Source organism: Bacillus sp. FSL K6-0268 (assembly GCF_038005425.1).
In the GTDB taxonomy this organism is placed as follows: Bacteria; Bacillota; Bacilli; order Bacillales; family Bacillaceae_G; genus Bacillus_A; species Bacillus_A thuringiensis_S.
Map to the genome: position 1 here is coordinate 4,077,669 of NZ_JBBOTF010000001.1, position 21,391 is coordinate 4,099,059.

A 21,391-nucleotide genomic window follows, 5' to 3' on the forward strand; every position below is an offset into this window, starting at 1 on the left:
AAAAGACGTAAAAAAATGGATTATAAAAATATTAGCTATTAATGAGCGTGTTTTGTAGAGGAAATCATGATTAATCAACACGCCTGAATTCACATATTACTTTTGGTGCCTGATTTTATGAATTCACACCATTCACAAGATTTTCACAGAATTAATGACTATACTAATTAACAGGATGTTCAAATGAAAATGATTATCAATAGCGATTCAATTGAATAAAAGTTAATTTCTAATTCAATCTATGGATGTCATCATTTTCGAAATAAATTACACTATAAGGAGTATACATATGAAAAAATCTATGCTTTTAAAATTAGTGAGTATTCTAGCAATTTTTACTTTAATGTTAGTAGCTTGCTCAAATCCAAGTAATGATACTAAAGAGTCAAAAGCTAATAAAGATAATGGTAGTGATAAGACAAAAACGGTTGAAATCACTGATGCTCATGGAACTGTTAAAGTCCCTGTAAACCCAAAGAATGTAGTTGCTTTGGATAACAGAACTTTTGAAACTTTATCTGATTGGGGAATTAAATTAGCGGCTGCTCCAAAGGATATCATGCCTGCAGATTCAGCATATAAAAAGGATGATTCAGTTCAAAACATTGGAAATCACCGTGAACCAAATCTTGAAATTATTGCAGCTGCAAATCCTGAACTTGTAATCGTTGGTCAAAGATTTGCTGGTCATTACGAAGAAATCAAAAAATTAGTACCAAATGCAGCTGTTATTGATCTTAATGTTGATGTATCTGAGAAGGCTACTAAGCCTGGCGAAAACTTAGTAAAAGGACTTAAAGATTCTACAGTTACTTTAGGGAAAATCTTTGATAAAGATAAAGAAGCTAAAAAATTAGTAGCTGATTTTGATAAATCTATTGAAAACGCAAAATCTGCTTATAACGGAAAAGATAAAGTTATGAGTGTTATCGTTACTGGTGGGAATATCGGTTTTGCTGCGCCGCACTCTGGTCGTGTTTGGGGACCAATGTATGAAATTTTCGGTTGGACTCCAGCATTAGAAGTTTCAAATTCTACTGCAGGTCATAAAGGTGACGACGTTTCTGTTGAAGCTATTGCACAAACAAATCCTGATTGGATTTTCGTATTAGATCGTGATGCTGCAACATCTGATGCAGCCACTTCAGCTCCAGCTAAGGATGTTATTTCTAAATCACCTGCTCTTCAAAACACAACTGCTGTTTCTAAAAACCAGGTTATTTATGCACCAGAAGATACTTACACAAATGAATCAATTCAAACTTATATAGAGTTATTTGGAAATATTTCAAAAACTTTAGCTAAGTAGTGTAAAGGAGTACGAAGCAGTGTCAAAAAATATAATTTCTAGGGTTGAGAATATTTCTCAACCCCAGTTTTATAATCACAATAAATTATGGACAAAACCTTTTATAATAGCGATTATAGTTGTTCTAATTTTAGGGATTATATCACTGTTTACTGGAGTTTATGATATACGTGGACAAGAGGACGGAATGGAGATGTTTTTCATCACTCGTGTTCCAAGAACAGTTGCATTAATGCTTACTGGAGCTGCAATGGCGATGGCAGGGCTCGTAATGCAACTCATTACACAGAATCGCTTTGTTGAACCTACTACAACAGGGACTATTGAATGGTCAGGCTTAGGCCTGCTTTTTGTGTATTTACTATTTCCTGCCCCAACTTTAGTTCAAAGAATGACTGGTGCAATCATTTTTTCTTTTATAGGAACTATGATTTTTTTTCTATTTTTAAGAAGAGTTAAGCTTCGTTCGTCTTTAATTGTCCCGATTATTGGATTGATGCTTGGAGCAGTTATTTCTGCAGTGTCTACTTTTTTGGGACTCCTTTTTCAAAAGACGCAAAGTATTGAAACTTGGTTCGTAGGTTCATTTGCGAACGTTCAGGTAGGAAGATATGAATATTTATGGCTGATTGTTATCATTACTTTTCTTATTTTTATGGTAACTACTCAGCCACCTTTCGGTGTCTTTTTTAAATTTTACTAGTTTCATATGCCTCCCATTTGTAAATACTGAGTATATCAAACAGGGGAGGTGAATCTTATGGTCGATCGAAAAATTATTTTAGATACATATAAAAAAGGACCTGAAGCTGTTATTTCTTTATTTGAAGAAACATTTTCTAAGTTAGAAAAACGTATACAAGAACTAGAAAATGCTTCAAAAAAAAACTCCAAAAATAGTCATAAGCCACCTTCTACAGATGGTTTGGGTAAGCCCGTTACAAAAAGTTTGCGCAAACCGTCTCATCGTCAAACGGGTGGCCAGTTGGGCCACAAGGGACATACTCTTGGTTTGACAGCGACTCCAGATCATACGATTACACATTCTCCTACATATTGTACTTGTTGTCATACTTCCTTGAACCACGAGCCTGTAAAAGGGTATCGCATTCGCCAAGTGTATGACTTACCACCTATTCAGATCGAAGTGACAGAACATAAAGTAGAACAGAAAGAATGCCCACATTGCCATTCTATCCAAGAAGCCCAATTTCCTTCGACAGTATCTCGTCCTGTTCAATATGGTCCAAATATAAAAAGACTGATTCCCTATTTAACGCATTATCAATGCATTTCTTTGAAGCGAACAAAAGAATTCTTTCAGGATTGTTTTGGACATTCTATAAGCGAAGGAACCCTGGTAAATCATACACAGGCTTTCGCTTCTCAATTGCAGCCATTCATAAAAGAAGTAAAGGAAAAGATTCTGCAGTCTCCTGTTGTCCATTTTGATGAAACTGGTATGCGTGTAGAAAACAAAACACAATGGTTACATACTGCCAGTACACCGGAGGTGACATTGCAACATATTCATCAAAAACGTGGAAAAGAAGCAATGGATGCTGGAGAAATCTTGCCATCTTTTTCTGGAATTGCGATGCATGATGGTTGGAAATCGTATGATGCGTATACAGATTGTCGTCACGTTTTATGTAATGCCCATCTCTTACGAGATTTACAAGGAATTATAGATAGTACTGGAGAACAATGGGCACAACAGATGCAGAAATTTCTAACGCAAGCGTTGACGATGAAAAAGCAATCCGAAGGTACCATGCCAAAAGCGACGCAAAAGAATCTGTTTATTATGTATCAATCCATATTGAAAGAACAACAGATTCTTTCCACGAAACAAAAGAAGAAAGGAAAGCAGACGCCTTCTCAAAATTTATGGAATCGCTTCGTCAAGTATTCTGACAGAATTCTAGCGTTTTTAGAACATCCAGCCATTCCATTTGATAACAATCAAGCAGAACGGGATATTCGGATGACGAAAGTAAAACAGAAAGTGTCTGGGACTTTCCGAAGTAAGAAAGGCGCAGAATCTTTTTGTCAGATACGAAGCTTTATGAGTACCATGAAAAAACAAAAACAATCGGTCTTACAAGCGATAAACCAAGTCATAGAAACTAGAACGGTTCCTTGGAATAACACGACTTCATAAGAGAATTTCTCTATTTGGCATAGATTCTTTCTCTGATTGGAGTATTTTCTTTTCATGTTTTCGAATCGGAAACATGTATTTGGCCTGTTTTTTTATTTGAAGAAGCTGAGTAGTTACTTTTTATGTATGCTAATAGATTGACTTTAGCTGGACTAGGAGAAGATGTCGCAACAAGCCTTGGAGTTAATTACAATAGAATTGTTCTTTTTGGGACTGCTCTTATATCTGTTGCAGTTGGAATTGTTGCAGCTGTTATTGGACACTTACCTTTCTTAGGATTAATTGTGCCAAATATCGTTTCAATGTTTAGAGGTGATGATCTTAGGAGTAATTTACCTTGGGTTTGTGTGATCGGAATGGGGTCAATAACTGCCTGTGACATCATTTCTCGAACAATTATACAGCCTTTTGAATTACCTGTTTCTTTAATACTTGCAACAGTGGGAGCAGTCGTGTTTATTACTATTTTATTGAGACAAAGAAAACCAAGGAGGCTACGATGATCACATTAGAATATAGAAAAAAAGAAAATGTCGAAATCGATTCTAGCCTTCATAATGAAAGTAGATCAGCTAGCGCTTTTCGGTCTAAGAAGGAAGCAAGACGTTATTGGATTTTACTGATTACATTGATTGCTTTAGGTCTCCTTTCTTCATATGGACTTTTAGTTTATAACAATCCAGTTCCGATAGATTCACCTTCTTTTATCCCAGTCGTTAAGAGAAGGATAGTAGCTATTGTTGCAATGATTATCGCTGCAGTTTGCCATAGCTTGTCGACAGTTGCTTTCCAATCTATTACGAATAATAAAATTATTACTCCATCGCTTTTAGGTTTCGAATCACTTTATTCAGCAATTCAAACGAGTACAATATTCTTCTTTGGTGCTAGTGCATTAATAAATTTTAATGGAATTGGATCATTTTTATTCCAAGTTGTTGTTATGGTCTTCATGAGTTTGATACTTTATGGATGGTTACTTTCCGGTAAATACGGGAATTTACAACTTATGCTTTTAGTTGGAATTATTATTGGTACCGGGCTAAATTCAGTGTCAACTTTCATGAGAAAACTACTTGCGCCTTCAGAATTTGATATTTTACAAGCAAGATTATTTGGTTCTGTTAATCATGCAGATCCTGCATATTTTCCTATTGTAATTCCTATGATCATAATTGTAGCAGTATTAATTTTGGCTCATTCTAAGAATTTGAATGTTTTGTCACTAGGAAAAGATGTTGCTACTTCTTTTGGTGTTAAATATCAACCTAGTGTAATTTATACGCTTGTATTAGTAGCTATTTTGATGTCCATTTCAACAGCTCTAATTGGACCACTTACTTTCTACGGCTTTTTAGTAGCAACTTTGAGTTATCAGGCAGCGTCAACTTATGATCATAGATACATTTTTCCGATGGCTTTTGCTATAGGATTTTTAATAATGACGAGTGCATACTTTTTAATGTATCATGTATTCCATGCTCAAGGTGTAGTTTCAGTTATTATTGAATTATTTGGTGGAATCATATTCTTAACTATAGTTTTAAGGAAGAGGGCTTTATGATAAAAATTGATAATGTTAAAAAGTTCTATACTGATAAGGTGAAGATAGGACCTTTGGATATTGAAATACCAAAAGCAGGCTTTACTTCTTTAATTGGACCAAATGGCGCTGGAAAGTCTACGACACTTTTGATGATTGGAAGACTTTTAGATATGGATGAAGGTCAAATTCAGGTAGCAAATATGGATGTTTCTGAATCCAAATCAAAAGACTTAGCAAAAATTTTGACTATATTGCGACAAGAAAATCATTTTGTAACTAGGCTTACTGTTAGACAATTAGTTGGATTTGGGCGCTTTCCTTATTCAAAGGGAAGATTGACTAAAGAAGATGAGGTTATCATTTCTAAATATATCGATTTCTTAGATTTAACTAGTTTAGAGAATAGATATTTAGATGAGCTTTCTGGTGGTCAAAGACAAAGGGCATATGTAGCGATGGTATTGTGCCAAGAGACGGAATATGTACTTTTGGACGAACCTTTGAACAACCTTGATGTTGCTCGTTCTGTTCAAATGATGGAGCATTTGAGACGTGCAGCTAATGAATTTGGACGAACAATTTTGACTGTCATGCATGACATAAATTTTGCGGCTAAATACTCTGATAAAATTTGTGCTATGAAAGATGGACAAATTGCTGCTTTTGGAACAGTAGAAGAGGTTATGGATCCAACACTTTTGACAGATATTTTTGAAACAAAAATAGAAATTATTAATGGTCCTTATGGGCCAATAGCAGTTTATTAGTTATAAAATGTCTTGCGTAGATTATGCAAGACACTCTAGTTGAAGTTGCTGTCTATATTTTATAGGCAGCAACTTTTTTTATGTGATTACTCATAAAATGCAAAAGAATGCTTCACCTTTTCAAGTATGTACCAAACGAAAAAAATATCTCTGTATAACTTTTTAAAAGAATTCAGTTTGTTTTTGATATGTAATATTGCATATCAGAGTGTATTGATAAAAGTGTAAGGTGTCACTATAATGAGGGCATAAAGATAAACCACATTATCGTAGCAAGAAAAAGGAGGAAATAATATGGAAATCGCAATGGCAGTTTTAAAATTTGTAGGTGGCGTAATCCCGTTAATTCAAGAACTTTTAAAAGCATTTATGTAAGTTTATTAATTAGCTATCATTTATCAATCATTATCATATTTTACTAAAAAAAGAACGGGGTGATTTTTCTGAATATTAAGAAAAACACTAAAAGAAGAAAGTTCCTTGCATGTTTATTAGTTAGTTTATGCACTATTAATTATTCATCTATTTCCTTCGCAGAAACACAAGCAAGCAATGTAACTGATGTAACTAAAAATGCTAGTGGCATTGATACTGGTATAGCAAATCTTAAATATAATAATCAAGAGGTTTTAGCTGTAAATGGTGATAAAGTAGAGAGTTTTGTTCCGAAAGAAAGTATCAATTCAAATGGTAAATTTGTAGTAGTGGAACGCGAGAAAAAATCACTTACAACGTCACCGGTCGATATTTCAATTATTGATTCTGTAGTGAATCGCACGTATCCAGGAGCTGTACAACTTGCAAATAAAGCTTTTGCAGACAATCAACCGAGTTTATTAGTGGCTAAGAGAAAGCCTTTGAATATTAGTATAGACTTACCTGGCATGAGAAAAGAAAATACAATCACTGTTCAAAATCCGACATATGGTAATGTAGCTGGAGCAGTAGACGATTTAGTATCTACTTGGAATGAAAAGTATTCTACAACACATACGTTACCTGCAAGAATGCAGTATACAGAATCTATGGTTTATAGTAAATCACAAATCGCAAGTGCTCTTAATGTTAACGCTAAATATCTTGATAACAGTCTAAACATTGATTTTAATGCGGTTGCAAATGGAGAGAAGAAAGTGATGGTAGCGGCATATAAGCAAATATTTTATACGGTAAGTGCTGAACTACCTAACAATCCATCCGATCTTTTTGATAATAGTGTTACTTTTGACGAGTTAACTCGTAAAGGTGTAAGTAATTCGGCTCCACCTGTTATGGTTTCAAATGTAGCTTATGGTAGAACCGTTTATGTAAAATTAGAAACAACATCTAAGAGTAAAGATGTACAAGCTGCTTTTAAAGCCTTACTTAAGAATAACAGCGTCGAAACGAGTGGACAGTATAAAGATATTTTTGAAGAAAGTACCTTTACTGCTGTAGTATTAGGCGGAGATGCGAAAGAGCATAACAAGGTTGTTACTAAAGATTTCAATGAAATCCGAAATATCATTAAAGATAATGCTGAATTAAGTCTTAAAAATCCAGCATATCCAATTTCATATACAAGCACTTTCTTAAAAGATAATGCAACTGCCGCTGTTCATAACAATACAGATTATATTGAGACGACAACTACAGAATATTCAAGTGCTAAAATGACACTTGATCATTACGGTGCTTACGTTGCTCAATTTGATGTATCTTGGGATGAATTCACATTTGACCAAAAGGGTAACGAAGTACTAACACATAAAACATGGGATGGTAGCGGAAAAGACAAAACGGCTCATTACTCTACAGTTATCCCTCTTCCACCGAACTCAAAAAATATAAAAATTGTAGCAAGAGAATGTACAGGTCTTGCATGGGAATGGTGGAGAACAATTATTAATGAACAAAACGTTCCATTAACAAATGAAATAAAAGTTTCAATTGGAGGAACAACATTATATCCAACTGCTAGTATTAGTCATTAGTTATAAAAAAAGCGCCCTATAAGTAGGGCGCTTTTTACTCTTTCCAAAATTGTTCTAATAGAATGACAAGCATGGTACCCACAAGTAAGCCATTACTTAAAACATATTGTAAGGAAGAAGGAACTCCGCTAAATGCACTTTCTGGAAGAAACAATATTCCCAAACTGATTAATAATGAAATTCCTAATATAGTTAATCGGCGTTGATTTAAATCTTCACGTAAAATGGATTGAAATGAAATGCCTATTACTTGGACAAATGTAGCTAAAAGTGCAGCATTAGCAATAGGTCCTGGTAGCAAGGATATAAAGTTTACAATTGAGGGAATAAAAGAAATTCCTGCTAATATAAGACTTGCTATAAGGAACGACTTCACTTTTCTTTGTCCTGTTAGTTGGATAAATCCTGCTGATGCAGGTAATGGTACAATTCCAATTGTAGAGAACAACGACGAGATAATATGTGATATACCTCCGACCCATACACCACGGTTCAGTGTTTGCTTTTCATTTTCTTTAGATAATGGAGCCACTTGTTTTACAGCCGAAATAGCAGCGATTGTATTTGCAACTAAAAGAAATGTAAATAAAGTTGCAGTTAGAGTCATTCCAATATCGAATCTAGGTGTGCCCCAAGCAAATATCTCTGGTAACTTAACTAGCGTTGTATGCGAAGGGATATGAGATGATTTTCCTAATACTGCATACAAAAGCCAACCACATGAAATTCCAAGTAACACAGCGTAACTTTTCATCCATCCTTTCCCTTTAATTGATAAGAAAGTAATAAGGGCAAAAACAAAGAGAGCAATAGTAGCTGTTGTATAGTCTGGATGGGTTGCAGATCCTTGTAATCCTATCATTCCTTTTAGTAACACACCACTAAGCTGAAGAGATAATATTAAAAGAAAGGTTCCTGTAACCAAGGGTGTAAATAAGCGTAAGATTCGATGAACAAGCCCTGTTATACCAAGAAAGAAGAGTAATATACCTGCAATAATTAATCCGCCTTCTAAAAGTTGCAATACGTCTTTTGCACTTTGTCCCTGATGCATAGCGACTTGTCCCAATATGACAAATATACTTACCCATGAACCGGCTGGCCCGTCCGCAATGGGGTAACGATGCCCAAACCACGCTTGTAGAAACGAACTTACTCCCACGACTAAAAAAGTCCGCTGCATTAATGTTGAGACATCCTCTATTGGTAAATGGAATATGCCACCAATAATGATAGGTAACGCAATTGCATTTGCTAATAGAAATACAAACCATTGTAGAATACTAAAACTCGTATCAAAGTGTTTTTTATTCATATTATTCTCCTTTGCCGAAAAAGAATCTCATAGTAAAAATCCATCCTTTCTACACAGTTAGATTAAAAAGGATGGATTTATTAAATCTATAAAATTATTTTAATTATATAGATAGATTTTTAATTATTTACCATGTACGGAATGGTAAGAATTTCCCATTAAGTGTAATCACGATACGAGGATCGCCACCTTTTGGATCTTCTTGTGTATCCACACCTAGGTTGAAGTTAATCGCACTCATTACACCTTCGCCCGCTTTTTCTAAGATTAACTCTCTAATAGTTGGTGCATATTGTAACATCATTTCATATAAACGATATGCAATCGGGTCCGTAGGAGGCATTTCCATCACTTGGCCGCGAAGTGGAACTACTGTCAATGCTTGAACTACTTCTTCATCTAATTCTAATAGTTTACCAATTTTTTCTGCTTCTGGACGTGTCATTGTAGCTTGTCCTAATAACGCTGTTACAACCCAAGTCTCAGAGTTTTCACTTACTTTTGCAATTTCTTCCCAAGTTAACCCTTTTTTAATTTTTGCCGCTAAAATTTTTTGCGTAGCTTCTTGTCTATTCATATCTAATACTTGTTTTTTCATATCTCATAACTTCCCTTCATATACGTGATAATTATTATTTTGTTTTACTATTTAACGCTTTATATCCATCAACCACTACATCTAATTTACCTGTGTGAGGGTCAATAACTAAACCATGTACAGGAACATCTTTTGGGATAAGTGGATGATTTCTTACTAAATCAACATTAGCTTGCGTTGAGTCGCAAACATCATCGAATCCGAATAACCATTTTTCAAGGTCAATACCAGCATATTCAATTGCTGATAAAATTTCTGATGAAGCTACTCCGCGATCTAATATTTTTTGAAGTGTTCCTTTTGGATTCGTTTGGCTCGCGCCACATCTATGGTGTCCAATAAGGAAGATTTCATCTGCATTTAAATCGTATACTGATGCTACAACACTTTGCATAACACTATCGAAAGCAGAAGCAATTTTACCACCTGCATTTCTGATAACTTTTGCATCACCATCGTGTATATCTAAAGCTTTTGGAAGTAGCTCAATTAAACGAGCATCCATGCAAGAAACAACAACCATACGTTTTTTAGGCATTTTTGTCGCTTCACGAGGAGCGTATTCCTTATTTTCTACAAAATGTTCATTGAACGATAGAATTTCTTGTAATAACATATTTGTAACCTCCTTTAAATCTAGATGTATTTTTTTGTTGTGTCCTCTGTGTTATAAGTAAATATAGCTGATAAATAATGTGATGTAAGAGGATAAACTAAGTATAGTGAATTGTATCGATAAGCAGAATAAGTTGGCGAAACACTTTCGGGCTTTCTACTTTCACGGTGAAAGGATTGGTTTATATCATTGATCAAACAGATTTTGAGATACTGAAATTATTAGGAGAAAACTCAAGAATACAATGGAAAGAACTTGGCCAAAAAATACATATGACGGGGCAAGCTGTAGGAAATCGAATTCGAAGATTAGAGGATTTAGGGATTATTGAACAGTATACAATTGCAATAAACCGAATCAAATTAGGACAAGTAGTGACTGCATTTGTTACTTTGTTCGTAACAACAGCTAATCACCAAGAGTTTATGAATTTCTTTCAAGGAGAAGAAGGGATTTCTGAAGTACACCGTATAAGTGGTGAGGGGTGTTATTTATTAAAAACACATTTTGCTTCCAACGAAGACTTAGATAACTTTCTAGGACGACTATTAAAATACGGGAACTATCGTGTTAACTTATCAATAGGAAAGTTGAAATAAGGTTTCTTTTCTTTGGAGGAGATAGTAACGTTATTTGCTAAACTTTATTTGTATAGAGATAATGAAGTCGTTTAATGTTTATCTTAAATAGTCAGAGCCTTACTACAATTTATGTGTAGTAAGGCTTTTTAAAGTTGTTATATTCAACAATTAAGCTGAAGTGTTGAGGGGGGATATGAGACGATTTCTTTCAAGAGAATCATAAATGATTTTGTCTTAAGGAAGATCTTGCAACTCAGTACAGGATCTTTAATTAAACGTTTTTAAAAGCTAAATTGTGGTTTCATATCCCCTTTATAAGGTTCATGTTCAACGAATATAGTTATATCCTTACCAGCTTGGTCTTTACCAGTTCTTTTATACGTAAATTTATTCTTATTTAGTTCAGTAAGTTCAAGAGCAGCACCATATTTATTATTTCCAATTGAAACATGGGCTCTTATTTTATTTTCATGTACAACATCGAAGTAGCCATAATCACCGCGGCTTTGACCTGTTTCGCTATTGAAGAACTCATATTTATTAGATTTGTCATCAAATTTTGCTAGACTTATAAAATTCGAATTAAATTGTGTTACATCGTTACCAGCTTCGTCTAATACCTTTGTTCCGTGCCAAAGGGTACCGCCTAAAATTTTATCTCCATCAACATTTTTAACAATATCTCCTGTAGTCGTGTTCAGCTGCTTGTCCGGATCAGTGAAAGAAAGTTCTTTTTCTTTATATGGAACATGTTCAACGAAAACTTCTACATCTTTACCGTTAGCGTCTTTCCCCATTCGTTTATAAGTAAATACATTTTTATTTAGTTTTGTCATGTCAACGACAGCTTGATACTTCATTGATTCTGAAATTAATATTCTCTTCTTCCCATCATTTGTGACAAAGAAAGTTCCTTTATCGCCACGACTTGCACCTGTTTTAGCATCAAAAAATTCATATCTGCCTGACTTCGTATCATATTTTGCAAGACCAATGAAGTTTGCATTCTCTTTTGTTAAGTCATTCTTATCTTTGTCATACACTCGTGTACCTTGCCAATTTGTCTTGCTAAGAATATTAGCCATTTTTTGCCCTTTAGTTAATTTATTTTCCTTTTTTGTTTCTTTAGCAACTTGTTCTTGTTTTTGTTTACTATGATTTTCTTCAGCTTTAGTACCAGCACACCCTGTTAATGCTAATGTGAATCCGAGCAGTACGGATGATAGTGCTTTTGTTTTTTTGTTCATGTTTTATCGTCTCCTTATTTTAGTACGGTTTGCGATTATAGTAGCAGTGCGTCATATATGAACTTAGTTGCTACGTTTCTTATGTTAATACCCGACTATAAACTGCCTCTAAATAAAACATTAAAAAAAGATAAACTAATTCCTAAAAAATGTTCATATTTATAAAAAATCGCTAGCTTGTTGTAGTGCCTACGAGTAATCCAACAAATACATTGTAATGAAGAAGGAAAGTCGTTAACAATAATGTAATTCCTAATGGAGCCAATCGATTGTATTGCAAAATTTTCGAGCTAAACTGTAGGGGAAATGAAGATTTTATAGAATTCGTTTCGTATAGGAAGGGGATGTCCATGTTTGATTCAACAGATTTTAAGATTATACAATTACTACAAGAAAACGCTAGAATGAACTGGAAGGAAATTGGGGAGATAGTACATTTGACTGGTCAGGCTGTCGGGAAACGAATTCATAAATTAGAAGAGGCAGGTGTCATTCAAAAATATACGATAAATATCAACAGGGCTAAGCTAGAAGGATCTATTATGACCTTTGTTACACTATTTTTGCATGCACCGCACTATCATAATCAAATTCAAAAATTTTTTGAAAAAACGGACGTAATTACTGAAATGTATCGTATAAGCGGTGATGGGTGCTATGTCATGACTCTTCACACATCTTCGCATCAGCAATTAGAAGAGACTCTTGCAGATGTTTTACATTATGGTGATTATCGTATAAATACTGTCATTAAGACAATGGAAAAAAAGAAAGAATAAGATACTTATCCTTTCTTTTTTTTGAACTGTAATTTTTTATTTGCTCTTGTTTATAAAACAGTTTGCTGACATGACTGTTGCATAAATATCACCAAACTCTAATGCACTCATGAACGATTGATGAGCGTGTACTGCGGGGATTAGATTTCCTTGAAATTCTAAATCTTTTGTTGTACAAGCATCTTCAATTACAATACATTGAAATCCGAAGTCACTGGCAGCGCGTACTGTTGCATCAATACATACATGAGTCATCATACCGCAAATGACTAGTTGGTCTATTTTCTCTGTCTTTAATGTTTCTAATAAATTTGTTCTTAAAAAACTGTTAGGATGATGTTTTTGAATGACTCTTTCGTTAGCAATTGGTTGTACATCATCATAAATTTGAACACCTATTGTATCGGGTAAGAAGAAATTAGCCCCTTCATTGTTCGCAATATGTTGTACGTGAATAACTGTTTTATGTTTTTCGCGAAATACTTTCAAAACTTCTTTCGCTTTTTGTGCGGCTTTTTCAGGTTGATGTAATTCCATATTGCCGTCTTCAAAGTAATCATTTTGTATGTCGACTAATAGTAACACTTCGTTCATAGTTAATCCCCCCACATATATTTGTACAGTACGTTGTTTGTACTGTACCGTTATTATATAAAGTGTAGGTATGCGGAAGTAATAGCGTTATGAAACGATTTTAACGTATATAGTTTCATTGTGAAAAAGGTGAAAGTTGGTATAGGCACAAATGGATTTTGTGGAATTCACGGCAAAGTTATAGGTAGAGTGGCGTTGTAGGATAAAAACCATAACTTTGCTGGAGGATCGGGTTATGGTTTTTTTTATGAGGAAATGCGATTTTAAGTTTTTGCTGAAGATGTTTTTCTAGGATATGCTGTGAGTGATTGAAGTGAGGTAGTGTCGGATATTGTCGACCGATCGATATATTAGAAAAATCGTTGATATATTGTGAGTTATGATAGATATATTGGAAAAATCGTTGATATATTGCTAGTTGTGATAGATATATTGAAAAAATCGTTGATATATTTGTAAAGGGGTGTTTGAGGTGATTGTGAAAGAAAGAAAAATACCGATTTATATAAGACAGTTAGAAGCGCTTCTTAGAAGGTTACCTGTATATCATCCGAAACGAAATATAATTGGAGAAAACTTGGCAAAACACATGGCGGGGTATAAAGGGGAGCAAGCGATTGATTATCCACTTAGTTTTATTTCTGAGAAAGAGTACAGTGTTTTACATGATGTTCGCTTATCTAATCATGATCAATACTTTCAAATTGATACTATTATCATTTCCACAAAGTTTCTTCTGTTTCTTGAGATAAAAAATATAGCAGGTACATTAATATTTGATACAAAGTTTAATCAACTTATCCGAATAACAGAAGGAAATTCAGAGGGATTTCCAGACCCTGTTTTACAAATAAAAAGGCAGGAAATACAACTTAAAAAATGGTTAAGCTTACATGGATTTTCTTCTAGTCTTCCAATCGAGTCCCTCGTTGTTATTAGCTCGCCTCGTACCATTATAAAATCTTCAGATGACAATCTTCTTCATACAATTATTCATAGTGCAAATCTACCTCATAAAATAAAGTGGTTTGAAAGTAAATATAAGAAAAAAGTTATAGATAATGTAGATAGGCTCATTCATCAAATAATAGCGGAGCATTCTCCACTTCAACAAAATATACTTGAGCAATATAAAATAGAAAAAGAGGAGTTGCTAAATGGAGTACAATGTGAGAAATGCTTAGTTATTCCAATGGTTAAAGTTAAGAAGGGTTGGCGTTGTACAAGTTGTAAAGATTTTTCAAAAGTGGCACATGAGGATGCTATACGAGATTATGCATTGCTCATTAGTAAGACATGTACGAATGGTAATTTGAAAGAGTTTCTCCATGTTTCGTCGGGGATGGTTGTAAACAGAATTCTCCACACACTAAATCTTCCCTACACTGGAAACAACAAAGGACGAATATATGATTTAACTTCTTTCCAATCGTAATTTTGCTATAATAAATAAGTACTTATACGAAGGGGAGTCTAAAGAGAGTATGAAGTCATTTAATATCGATCATGTTATAGCTAGTATTTTGCAATGGATATTAAATATAGCTTTAATTATATTATCCATTGTGTTATCGATTTTCTTAGTGAATGAGACGATCACGTTTGTGCAGTATATTTTTTCGTCAAAAGAGTATACGTCTTATAAATTGGTTGAAAGTATCATCGTCTATTTCTTATACTTCGAGTTCATTGCATTAATTATTAAGTATTTTAAATCGAATTATCATTTCCCGTTACGTTATTTTATTTATATCGGAATTACGGCTTTAATTCGGTTGATTATTGTGTCTCATGAGGAACCGATGGAGACGTTATTATACGCAGGAGCAATTCTTGTTTTAGTTATTGCTTTATACATATCGAATATGAGAGATTTGAGAAAAGAGTAGTAGTGCAGACGTAAGTTTGCACTACTTTTTTATGTGGAATTTTCCACCCTATGATTTTGGGGCTGTAATCAAATGAATAGTGTCAGGACATTCTAATTTATAAGTTACTTTGTTGTCTTCAATATCTTTCTTTATCTTTTGACATGTAGTATTCGAATATTGTATCTCTTGGTTTTCATTATGTTTCTCATTTGTTTTTGTGTAGTCGACATCATAATAGACGGAGGTAGATTCCTTTTCTTTTTTTACAGTTAAATCAATAATAATAGGCTCGTTCTTGTTATTAAATTTAGTAATTCTAACTGAATCGTCTTTATTTGAATTATAGTTTTTTACGAAAGTATCTAATTTCTCTATGTTATAAACTTCATCGTTTTTCTCAATAATATCACCACGTTTTTTGGAAGCCTCAAAAGTATATGTCTCGTTTTTATCGTTTTTTTGCTCATTATTAGTACAACCAATAAGAGTAAATAAGGCTAATGAGATTACAGATAACGCATATTTTCTATATTGTATTCTCATAGATTCAGCTCCTTTTCTTAATTTTTAACGATGATATATTTATAATTTTATTTTATCTTAATGAGCTTTTTGGAAAGCAAAAAGACTGTTCTTTTTTCGTTAAGTTACTGTAAATACCTACATTCTTTATTAATTAGTTATAAATTTCGGCATAATATTTTTACATTAGTTTTTACATCTTGACCTTCAAGTTGCTTGAAAGTTTACAATAAAATTAGGGCGTTTGAAATCGAAAAAAATTGAGAAATTAAGTGAAGAGGTTTCTTTTACTTGGAGGTTATAGGAATGAATCAGGAATTGAAGTTACGTCCATTAGAACGAGAAGATTTAAAGTTCGTACACGAACTGAATAATAATGCCCATATTATGTCGTATTGGTTTGAAGAGCCATATGAGGCATTTGTGGAGCTACAAGACTTATACGATAAACATATACATGATCAAAGCGAACGCCGATTTATCGTTGAGAAAGACAATGAAATGGTTGGATTAGTTGAGTTAGTAGAAATCGATTATATTCATCGTAGAACAGAATTCCAAATTATTATTGATCCGAATTATCAAGGATATGGTTATGCAGTAGAGGCGACGCGTTTAGCAATGGATTATGCTTTCGCTGTATTAAATATGCATAAGATATATTTAGTTGTGGATAAGGAAAATGAAAAAGCAGTACATGTTTATAAAAAGGTTGGATTTATTGTAGAAGGTGAACTTATCGATGAGTTTTTCGTTGATGGTAACTATCATAATGCGATAAGAATGTGTATGTTTCAGAAGCAATATTTTGAAAACAAGTAGTTGAAAGATTCGGAAGTAATGTTGACGCTTCATAAAACCGTATGCTAAAATCCCTTTTAAGTATTAAGGAAGGTGCAGAATATGCTTTATATAAAATTTGTAAAACTCATTAGAAAACTTTGCTCCGCACAAATGTATACGGTGAAGCGTTGTACGGAGCTTAATCAAGGGGTATAAATCCCCTATATTCATCGGCTGAATAACTTTTCTAAAAAAGTATAGTTTATCTATGCTTATTTCGTTATGGTTTTTCAGCTGGTGTATAAAATAGATTAAGGGGCCATAGACAATGCTTTGTCTATGGCCCTTTGTGTATATTATTCCGATGAGTATTTACTGTAAATTGGAGTAGTATAGGAAAAACCACGAAGCAGAGGGCTAGTGTCGAATGACGCTATCTCTCTGCTTTTTTTAATTTCAGGAAAAGAGGAATAAAAATGAGTTTACTTAAAGTTGAAAGTTTATCACATAGTTTTATAGATAAAGTATTATACGAGAATGCTTCTTTTGATTTGCATAAAGGGGAGCATATGGGGATTGTTGGACAGAATGGTGCAGGAAAAAGCACATTAATGAAAATATTGATGGGGGAAATTATTTCTGATAAGGGAGACATAAAGTGGCAACCTAATATTCAAATTGGGCATCTTGATCAATACGCTGACATTGATGAGGGTTATACCATTTCACAATATGTAAAGAGAGCTTTTTATGATTTGTATGAAATGGAAAAGAGAATGAACAAGTTATATGAAGAAAGTGCAATGACTGGAGATGAGAATCAACTACTAAAAGCGGCTGAAATGCAAGAGCAGCTTGAGGCTCGTGATTTTTATTCAGTAGACAGTATTACGAATAAGGTGGCAGCCGGTTTAGGTATTGATGCGATTGGGATGGATCGTGTTATTGGTGAATTAAGCGGAGGGCAGCGTGCAAAGGTAATTTTAGCGAAGCTCTTATTAGAAGAGCCTAATATTTTATTACTAGATGAACCGACGAATTTTCTTGATAAGGAGCATGTGGAGTGGCTTGCTAACTATTTAATGAATTTTGAAGGAGCGTTTATTGTCGTATCACATGATTTTGATTTTCTGGAAAAAGTAACTTCTTGCATATGTGATGTAGAGTTCGGAACAGTTAAGAAGTATTACGGTAAATACTCAGATTTTGTAAGGCAGAAGGAGCATTTGCGAAAAGATTACATTCGCCAATATTATGCACAGCAAAAGAAAATTGAAAAAACGGAAGAGTATATTCGTAGAAATATTGCTGGGGTGAATTCAAAAATAGCGCAAGGTCGTCGAAAACAATTGGAGCGTATGGAAAGAATTGCGCCACCAAGTTTTACTCATAAACCGTCTATTCATTTTCAGGAACTTCCCATTTCAGTTCAGACAGTTTTTGAAGTAAATAATCTTGAAGTTGGTTACGACTTCGCTCTCTTACCAAAGTTGAATTTTTCAGTAATGGGTGGGCAAAAACTTGTTATTACAGGTTTCAATGGAGTAGGGAAATCTACTTTATTAAAAACAATCGTTGGAAATATTGCTAGCATTTCTGGAGAGTTTCACTTTTCAGAGCAAATAAAGATTGGATATTATGAGCAAGATTTAAATTGGAGCAATGATTCTTTAACGCCGCTTCAAATTATTTCAGAACAGTTTCCTAAACTGAATATGAAGGAAATACGCCATCATTTAGCTGCGTGTGGTGTGAAGGATACGCACGTTTCGCAAGAAATTCGTACGTTAAGTGGTGGTGAACAATCGAAGGTGAAACTGTGCGGATTATTACTATCACCTTGTAACTTCTTAATTTTAGATGAGCCGACAAATCATTTAGATGCAGAAGCGAAGGAAGCTTTGCAAAAGGCGCTAATTCAGTTTAAGGGCAGCATTATACTCGTATCTCACGAAGCGAGTTTTTATCTTGATTGGGCAGATAGCATCTTTGATATAGAGACAGGATTAGTTAAGGGGGTGTGAAACATATGAGTGAAAACAATTGGAAAACGAAAATTATATTATTTTTGACCGCTCAAACTATTTCGTTGTTCGGTTCCTCTCTCGTGCAATACGCGATTATATGGTATATCACCCTTACAACATCATCAGGAGTGATGTTGACTATTTCAACTGTTTGCGGTTTTCTACCACAAATTGCGATATCTTTGTTTGCAGGTGTTTGGATTGATCGTTATGACCGTAAAAAGATGATTATGTTATCGGATGGGGTTATAGCGATTGCGACGTTAGTTTTAGCAAGTTTATTTTTAACAGGATATAAAAGTATTTGGTTACTTTTTATTGTGTTACTCATTCGTTCAGCTGGAACAGGAGTACAAACGCCAGCTGTGAATGCATTAATTCCGCAAATCGTTCCGAAAGAGTATCTTATGAAAGTAAATGGAATAAATAGCAGTATTACATCTTTAATTATGTTTCTTTCTCCAGCAGCAAGTGCTGCGATTCTTTCTATTGCCAGCATTGAAACAACATTTTTTATTGATGTTATTACAGCCATGTTTGGAATTAGTATTATGTTTGTTATTCAGGTCGAAGGACATGTGAATGTAGAGAGTAAGCAAAAATCTAATCTACAAGGAATTAAAGAAGGGTTCTCTTATTTAAAAGAAAATGTATTTATTAAAAGGCTAATCCTTTTATTGATTATCGTCATGATTTTAATAAGTCCAGCTGCTTTTTTAACGCCTTTAATGGTAACTCGTTCTTTCGGGGCCGAAATGTGGAGACTTACTGCGAGTGAGATGACCTTTAGTGCGGGTGCGGCAGCTGGTGGCGTATTGATTGCGGCGTGGGGTGGTTTTCCTAATCGTATGCATACAACAGCGCTAGCTTGTGCATTATATGGACTGCTTATGATTGGACTCGGAATAGCACCGATATTTACTATGTATTTAGTATTTAATTTTTTAATTGGTATAACAATGCCGTGCTTCAATACACCAGTTACTGTGTTATTGCAGGAGAAAGTAGAACCATCGATGCACGGGCGGATGTTTAGCCTTGTACAAATTGCGAATTCATGCGCGCTTCCTTTAGGAATAATAATATTTGGTCCATTGTCGGATATGTTTAGTGTAGAGATTTTATTAATTTATGCTGGGATATTCGTGCTATTTTGCGCAATGTATGTTGTATTAAGCAAGAGGTTTGAAGTGTAAATATTTATGATTTAGAAGGTTTGCGAAGTGATTTAAGATGCTTCGTAAACCTTTTTGTTATTAGTTTAGTCAATAATTATTTATTGTTAAACAATAAATAATTATTGACTGTTAATGTTGTTTTAGATAATATGATGTTAACGATCTAAGGAGAATTACATGAGTAGAGGAGAATGTGAAATGAAAAATAAATACGTAGTAGCTATTTCTTTAATGATTTTAGCGATTATTTCTTTAACTATACATGCTTCAAACAGTAAAATAGGAGCGGATGGATTCCTTGAAGAACCTTTCTTTTTCCTAGTACCGATAAGTTATGTATTGTTCCTTAGTGGTATTGGTGTATTACTATTTGGATTTATTACTTCAAAGCTGAAAAAGGGCAATAGATAGGAGCTACCAATAGGGACAAAACACTCACTATGAAATAGAAACATACCATATGGAAGAAAAAGAATAAGTGAGATGAATCATGATGAATCATTATTTTTATAATGGTAGACAAGTAGGAGCAGCTATTACGCTGGCTGGGGCACAAGGGACAATTCATGCTGTGAATCAAGCTATTCAAATGCAACAACAAGCATATTTTGCACAAATAATGCAAAGTCAGTATATGCCGTATTCACAGCTTCCGATGCAAATTGTACATTACGATGTACATCCATCTGGTTTATTTTCCATTCCATATGGCGGGACATATTTCTTATGAAAGAAAGCGACTCAATAGAGTCGCTTTTTTTATATTCCACCTAGCTTCATCCCAAGGAATGCGAAGAGGATACCAATTATGTAAGTAGCACTTAAATATAAAAGGAAGATGTACGGTTTTTTAAGATTGAGAAGCTGAACAGATTCTAATTTAAACGTAGAAAATGTAGTGAATGCGCCCATAAATCCAGTCCCTAATAATAGTTGCCAGCCTGTATTGACCCCGTTTCCAATTATATATCCAAGTAAAAATGCTCCTGTTATATTAATAAGGAATGTAGCAATTGGAAATTGTGTTTTATTTCTTTTCTTAAACCAATTGCTAATTGCAAATCGTGTAATCGCACCGAAAAATCCTCCTGTTGCCACTAATAAAGCTTCTATCATGAGTAATCACCTTCCGTAAGAGATTTCTTAATTAAGAAATCTCCAAGTATATAGCCAAGGCCAGACATAATGAGGCCACCAAGTATGCTACATGATACATATAAGAAGGCTATGCTCCACTCAGAATGATTGATCAATTGCACAGTTTCTACACTAAATGTTGAAAAAGTCGTAAAGGAACCGATGAATCCAGTTCCGATGCCTGTGATAATTTCTAATGGTAAGATGTTTCGCCGAGCGATATAGGTAGTTAGCCACGCTAATAGGAAGCAGCCGAGTAAGTTGATGAGCAATGTAGCTAGCGGAAATGAATGATTCCATGAAGTATGAATAGTAAGACCTAAATAATAGCGAGAAAGGGCTCCTAATATACCGGCTATGCCAACGATAATATAAATCAATTTC

General features: G+C 34.2%; 22 protein-coding genes and 2 pseudogenes. 16 read left to right on the forward strand and 8 right to left on the reverse strand.

From position 1 onward, the window contains the following. The first annotated feature begins 289 nt into the window (after positions 1-289). From MHI28_RS21085 to alo, 7 genes and pseudogenes are all read left to right on the forward strand, one after another. Positions 290-1,309 carry a siderophore ABC transporter substrate-binding protein gene (locus MHI28_RS21085; RefSeq protein WP_000749440.1) on the forward strand — a complete coding sequence of 340 codons (1,020 nt, stop codon included), beginning with the start codon at positions 290-292 and terminating at the stop codon, positions 1,307-1,309. A 19-nt stretch (positions 1,310-1,328) separates the two neighbouring features. Then, positions 1,329-1,967, forward strand: a pseudogene (locus tag MHI28_RS21090) (iron chelate uptake ABC transporter family permease subunit); the annotation flags it as partial. A 102-nt stretch (positions 1,968-2,069) separates the two neighbouring features. Further along, positions 2,070-3,473, forward strand: coding sequence for an IS66 family transposase (tnpC, locus tag MHI28_RS21095; protein ID WP_100910632.1), 1,404 nt, complete (start codon positions 2,070-2,072; stop codon positions 3,471-3,473). A 113-nt stretch (positions 3,474-3,586) separates the two neighbouring features. Beyond that, positions 3,587-3,976, forward strand: a pseudogene (locus tag MHI28_RS21100) (iron chelate uptake ABC transporter family permease subunit); the annotation flags it as partial. After that, the gene (locus tag MHI28_RS21105) at positions 3,973-5,037 is read left to right on the forward strand and encodes an iron chelate uptake ABC transporter family permease subunit (protein WP_000631243.1); all 1,065 of its coding nucleotides are present in this window, start codon (positions 3,973-3,975) and stop codon (positions 5,035-5,037) included. The pseudogene MHI28_RS21100 and the gene MHI28_RS21105, both read left to right, overlap by 4 nt. Beyond that, the gene (locus MHI28_RS21110) at positions 5,034-5,786 is read left to right on the forward strand and encodes an iron ABC transporter ATP-binding protein (RefSeq protein ID WP_000590056.1); all 753 of its coding nucleotides are present in this window, start codon (positions 5,034-5,036) and stop codon (positions 5,784-5,786) included. The genes MHI28_RS21105 and MHI28_RS21110 overlap by 4 nt, the downstream gene beginning before the upstream one ends. 434 nt (positions 5,787-6,220) lie before the next feature. Further along, positions 6,221-7,759, forward strand: coding sequence for an anthrolysin O/cereolysin O family cholesterol-dependent cytolysin Alo (gene alo, locus MHI28_RS21115; protein WP_000576735.1), 1,539 nt, complete (start codon positions 6,221-6,223; stop codon positions 7,757-7,759). Between the two features lie 34 nt (positions 7,760-7,793). Here the strand turns inward: alo and MHI28_RS21120 are convergent, their stop codons facing one another. The 3 genes from MHI28_RS21120 to MHI28_RS21130 form a co-directional block, all read right to left on the reverse strand. Beyond that, entirely contained in the window at positions 7,794-9,074 is a 1,281-nt protein-coding gene (locus tag MHI28_RS21120; RefSeq protein ID WP_001034722.1) for a purine/pyrimidine permease, read from the reverse strand. Between the two features lie 127 nt (positions 9,075-9,201). Continuing rightward, complete coding sequence (gene cynS / locus MHI28_RS21125; RefSeq protein ID WP_029443571.1) at positions 9,202-9,651, reverse strand: cyanase; 450 nt, start codon at positions 9,649-9,651, stop codon at positions 9,202-9,204. Between the two features lie 55 nt (positions 9,652-9,706). Continuing rightward, on the reverse strand, positions 9,707-10,288 hold the full coding sequence (locus tag MHI28_RS21130; protein ID WP_000926482.1) for a beta-class carbonic anhydrase: 582 nt from the start codon (positions 10,286-10,288) through the stop codon (positions 9,707-9,709). A 167-nt stretch (positions 10,289-10,455) separates the two neighbouring features. Here MHI28_RS21130 and MHI28_RS21135 point away from each other — a divergent pair, with 167 nt between their 5' ends. After that, a complete protein-coding gene (locus MHI28_RS21135) occupies positions 10,456-10,887 on the forward strand; it encodes an Lrp/AsnC family transcriptional regulator (protein ID WP_002008929.1) in 432 nt (143 codons plus the stop codon). 263 nt (positions 10,888-11,150) lie between these two features. On the opposite strand, the gene MHI28_RS21140 is transcribed toward MHI28_RS21135, so the two are convergent. Beyond that, positions 11,151-12,116, reverse strand: a complete 966-nt coding sequence (locus MHI28_RS21140; protein WP_340828289.1) for a DUF4822 domain-containing protein — start codon at positions 12,114-12,116, stop codon at positions 11,151-11,153. A 350-nt stretch (positions 12,117-12,466) separates the two neighbouring features. On the opposite strand from MHI28_RS21140, the gene MHI28_RS21145 reads away from it, so the two are divergent. After that, positions 12,467-12,895, forward strand: coding sequence for an Lrp/AsnC family transcriptional regulator (locus MHI28_RS21145; protein ID WP_000460473.1), 429 nt, complete (start codon positions 12,467-12,469; stop codon positions 12,893-12,895). 36 nt (positions 12,896-12,931) lie between these two features. Here the strand turns inward: MHI28_RS21145 and MHI28_RS21150 are convergent, their stop codons facing one another. After that, complete coding sequence (locus MHI28_RS21150; protein ID WP_001006709.1) at positions 12,932-13,489, reverse strand: cysteine hydrolase family protein; 558 nt, start codon at positions 13,487-13,489, stop codon at positions 12,932-12,934. Positions 13,490-13,967: 478 nt separating this feature from the next. On the opposite strand from MHI28_RS21150, the gene MHI28_RS21155 reads away from it, so the two are divergent. Next, positions 13,968-14,924: a nuclease-related domain-containing protein gene (locus tag MHI28_RS21155; protein WP_002162983.1), complete on the forward strand. Its 957-nt coding sequence runs from the start codon at positions 13,968-13,970 to the stop codon at positions 14,922-14,924. Between the two features lie 49 nt (positions 14,925-14,973). Continuing rightward, entirely contained in the window at positions 14,974-15,378 is a 405-nt protein-coding gene (gene psiE / locus MHI28_RS21160) for a phosphate-starvation-inducible protein PsiE (protein ID WP_000834707.1), read from the forward strand. Positions 15,379-15,426: 48 nt separating this feature from the next. Here psiE and MHI28_RS21165 read toward each other — a convergent pair whose 3' ends face one another. Continuing rightward, positions 15,427-15,903 carry a DUF4362 domain-containing protein gene (locus MHI28_RS21165; RefSeq protein ID WP_001222628.1) on the reverse strand — a complete coding sequence of 159 codons (477 nt, stop codon included), beginning with the start codon at positions 15,901-15,903 and terminating at the stop codon, positions 15,427-15,429. Between the two features lie 285 nt (positions 15,904-16,188). Here MHI28_RS21165 and speG point away from each other — a divergent pair, with 285 nt between their 5' ends. The 5 genes from speG (at position 16,189) to MHI28_RS21190 (ending at position 20,600) form a co-directional block, all read left to right on the forward strand. Then, a complete protein-coding gene (gene speG / locus MHI28_RS21170; RefSeq protein ID WP_001071094.1) occupies positions 16,189-16,704 on the forward strand; it encodes a spermidine N1-acetyltransferase in 516 nt (171 codons plus the stop codon). 437 nt (positions 16,705-17,141) lie between these two features. Continuing rightward, the gene (locus MHI28_RS21175; RefSeq protein WP_000054852.1) at positions 17,142-18,689 is read left to right on the forward strand and encodes an ABC-F family ATP-binding cassette domain-containing protein; all 1,548 of its coding nucleotides are present in this window, start codon (positions 17,142-17,144) and stop codon (positions 18,687-18,689) included. A gap of 5 nt (positions 18,690-18,694) precedes the next feature. Beyond that, complete coding sequence (locus MHI28_RS21180; RefSeq protein ID WP_001293764.1) at positions 18,695-19,888, forward strand: MFS transporter; 1,194 nt, start codon at positions 18,695-18,697, stop codon at positions 19,886-19,888. Between the two features lie 159 nt (positions 19,889-20,047). Then, positions 20,048-20,281, forward strand: coding sequence for a DUF3955 domain-containing protein (locus MHI28_RS21185; RefSeq protein ID WP_000086300.1), 234 nt, complete (start codon positions 20,048-20,050; stop codon positions 20,279-20,281). 79 nt (positions 20,282-20,360) lie between these two features. Then, positions 20,361-20,600 carry a DUF3947 family protein gene (locus tag MHI28_RS21190; RefSeq protein ID WP_000980953.1) on the forward strand — a complete coding sequence of 80 codons (240 nt, stop codon included), beginning with the start codon at positions 20,361-20,363 and terminating at the stop codon, positions 20,598-20,600. A gap of 29 nt (positions 20,601-20,629) precedes the next feature. On the opposite strand, the gene crcB (MHI28_RS21195) is transcribed toward MHI28_RS21190, so the two are convergent. Both crcB (MHI28_RS21195) and crcB (MHI28_RS21200) read right to left on the reverse strand, forming a co-directional pair. After that, positions 20,630-20,986 (reverse strand): fluoride efflux transporter CrcB, encoded by a 357-nt coding sequence (gene crcB / locus MHI28_RS21195; protein ID WP_000568576.1) that lies wholly within the window; start codon positions 20,984-20,986, stop codon positions 20,630-20,632. Then, positions 20,983-21,387, reverse strand: a complete 405-nt coding sequence (gene crcB / locus MHI28_RS21200; protein WP_043312406.1) for a fluoride efflux transporter CrcB — start codon at positions 21,385-21,387, stop codon at positions 20,983-20,985. Before crcB (MHI28_RS21200) ends, crcB (MHI28_RS21195) begins: the two co-directional genes overlap by 4 nt. Positions 21,388-21,391: the final 4 nt, after the last annotated feature.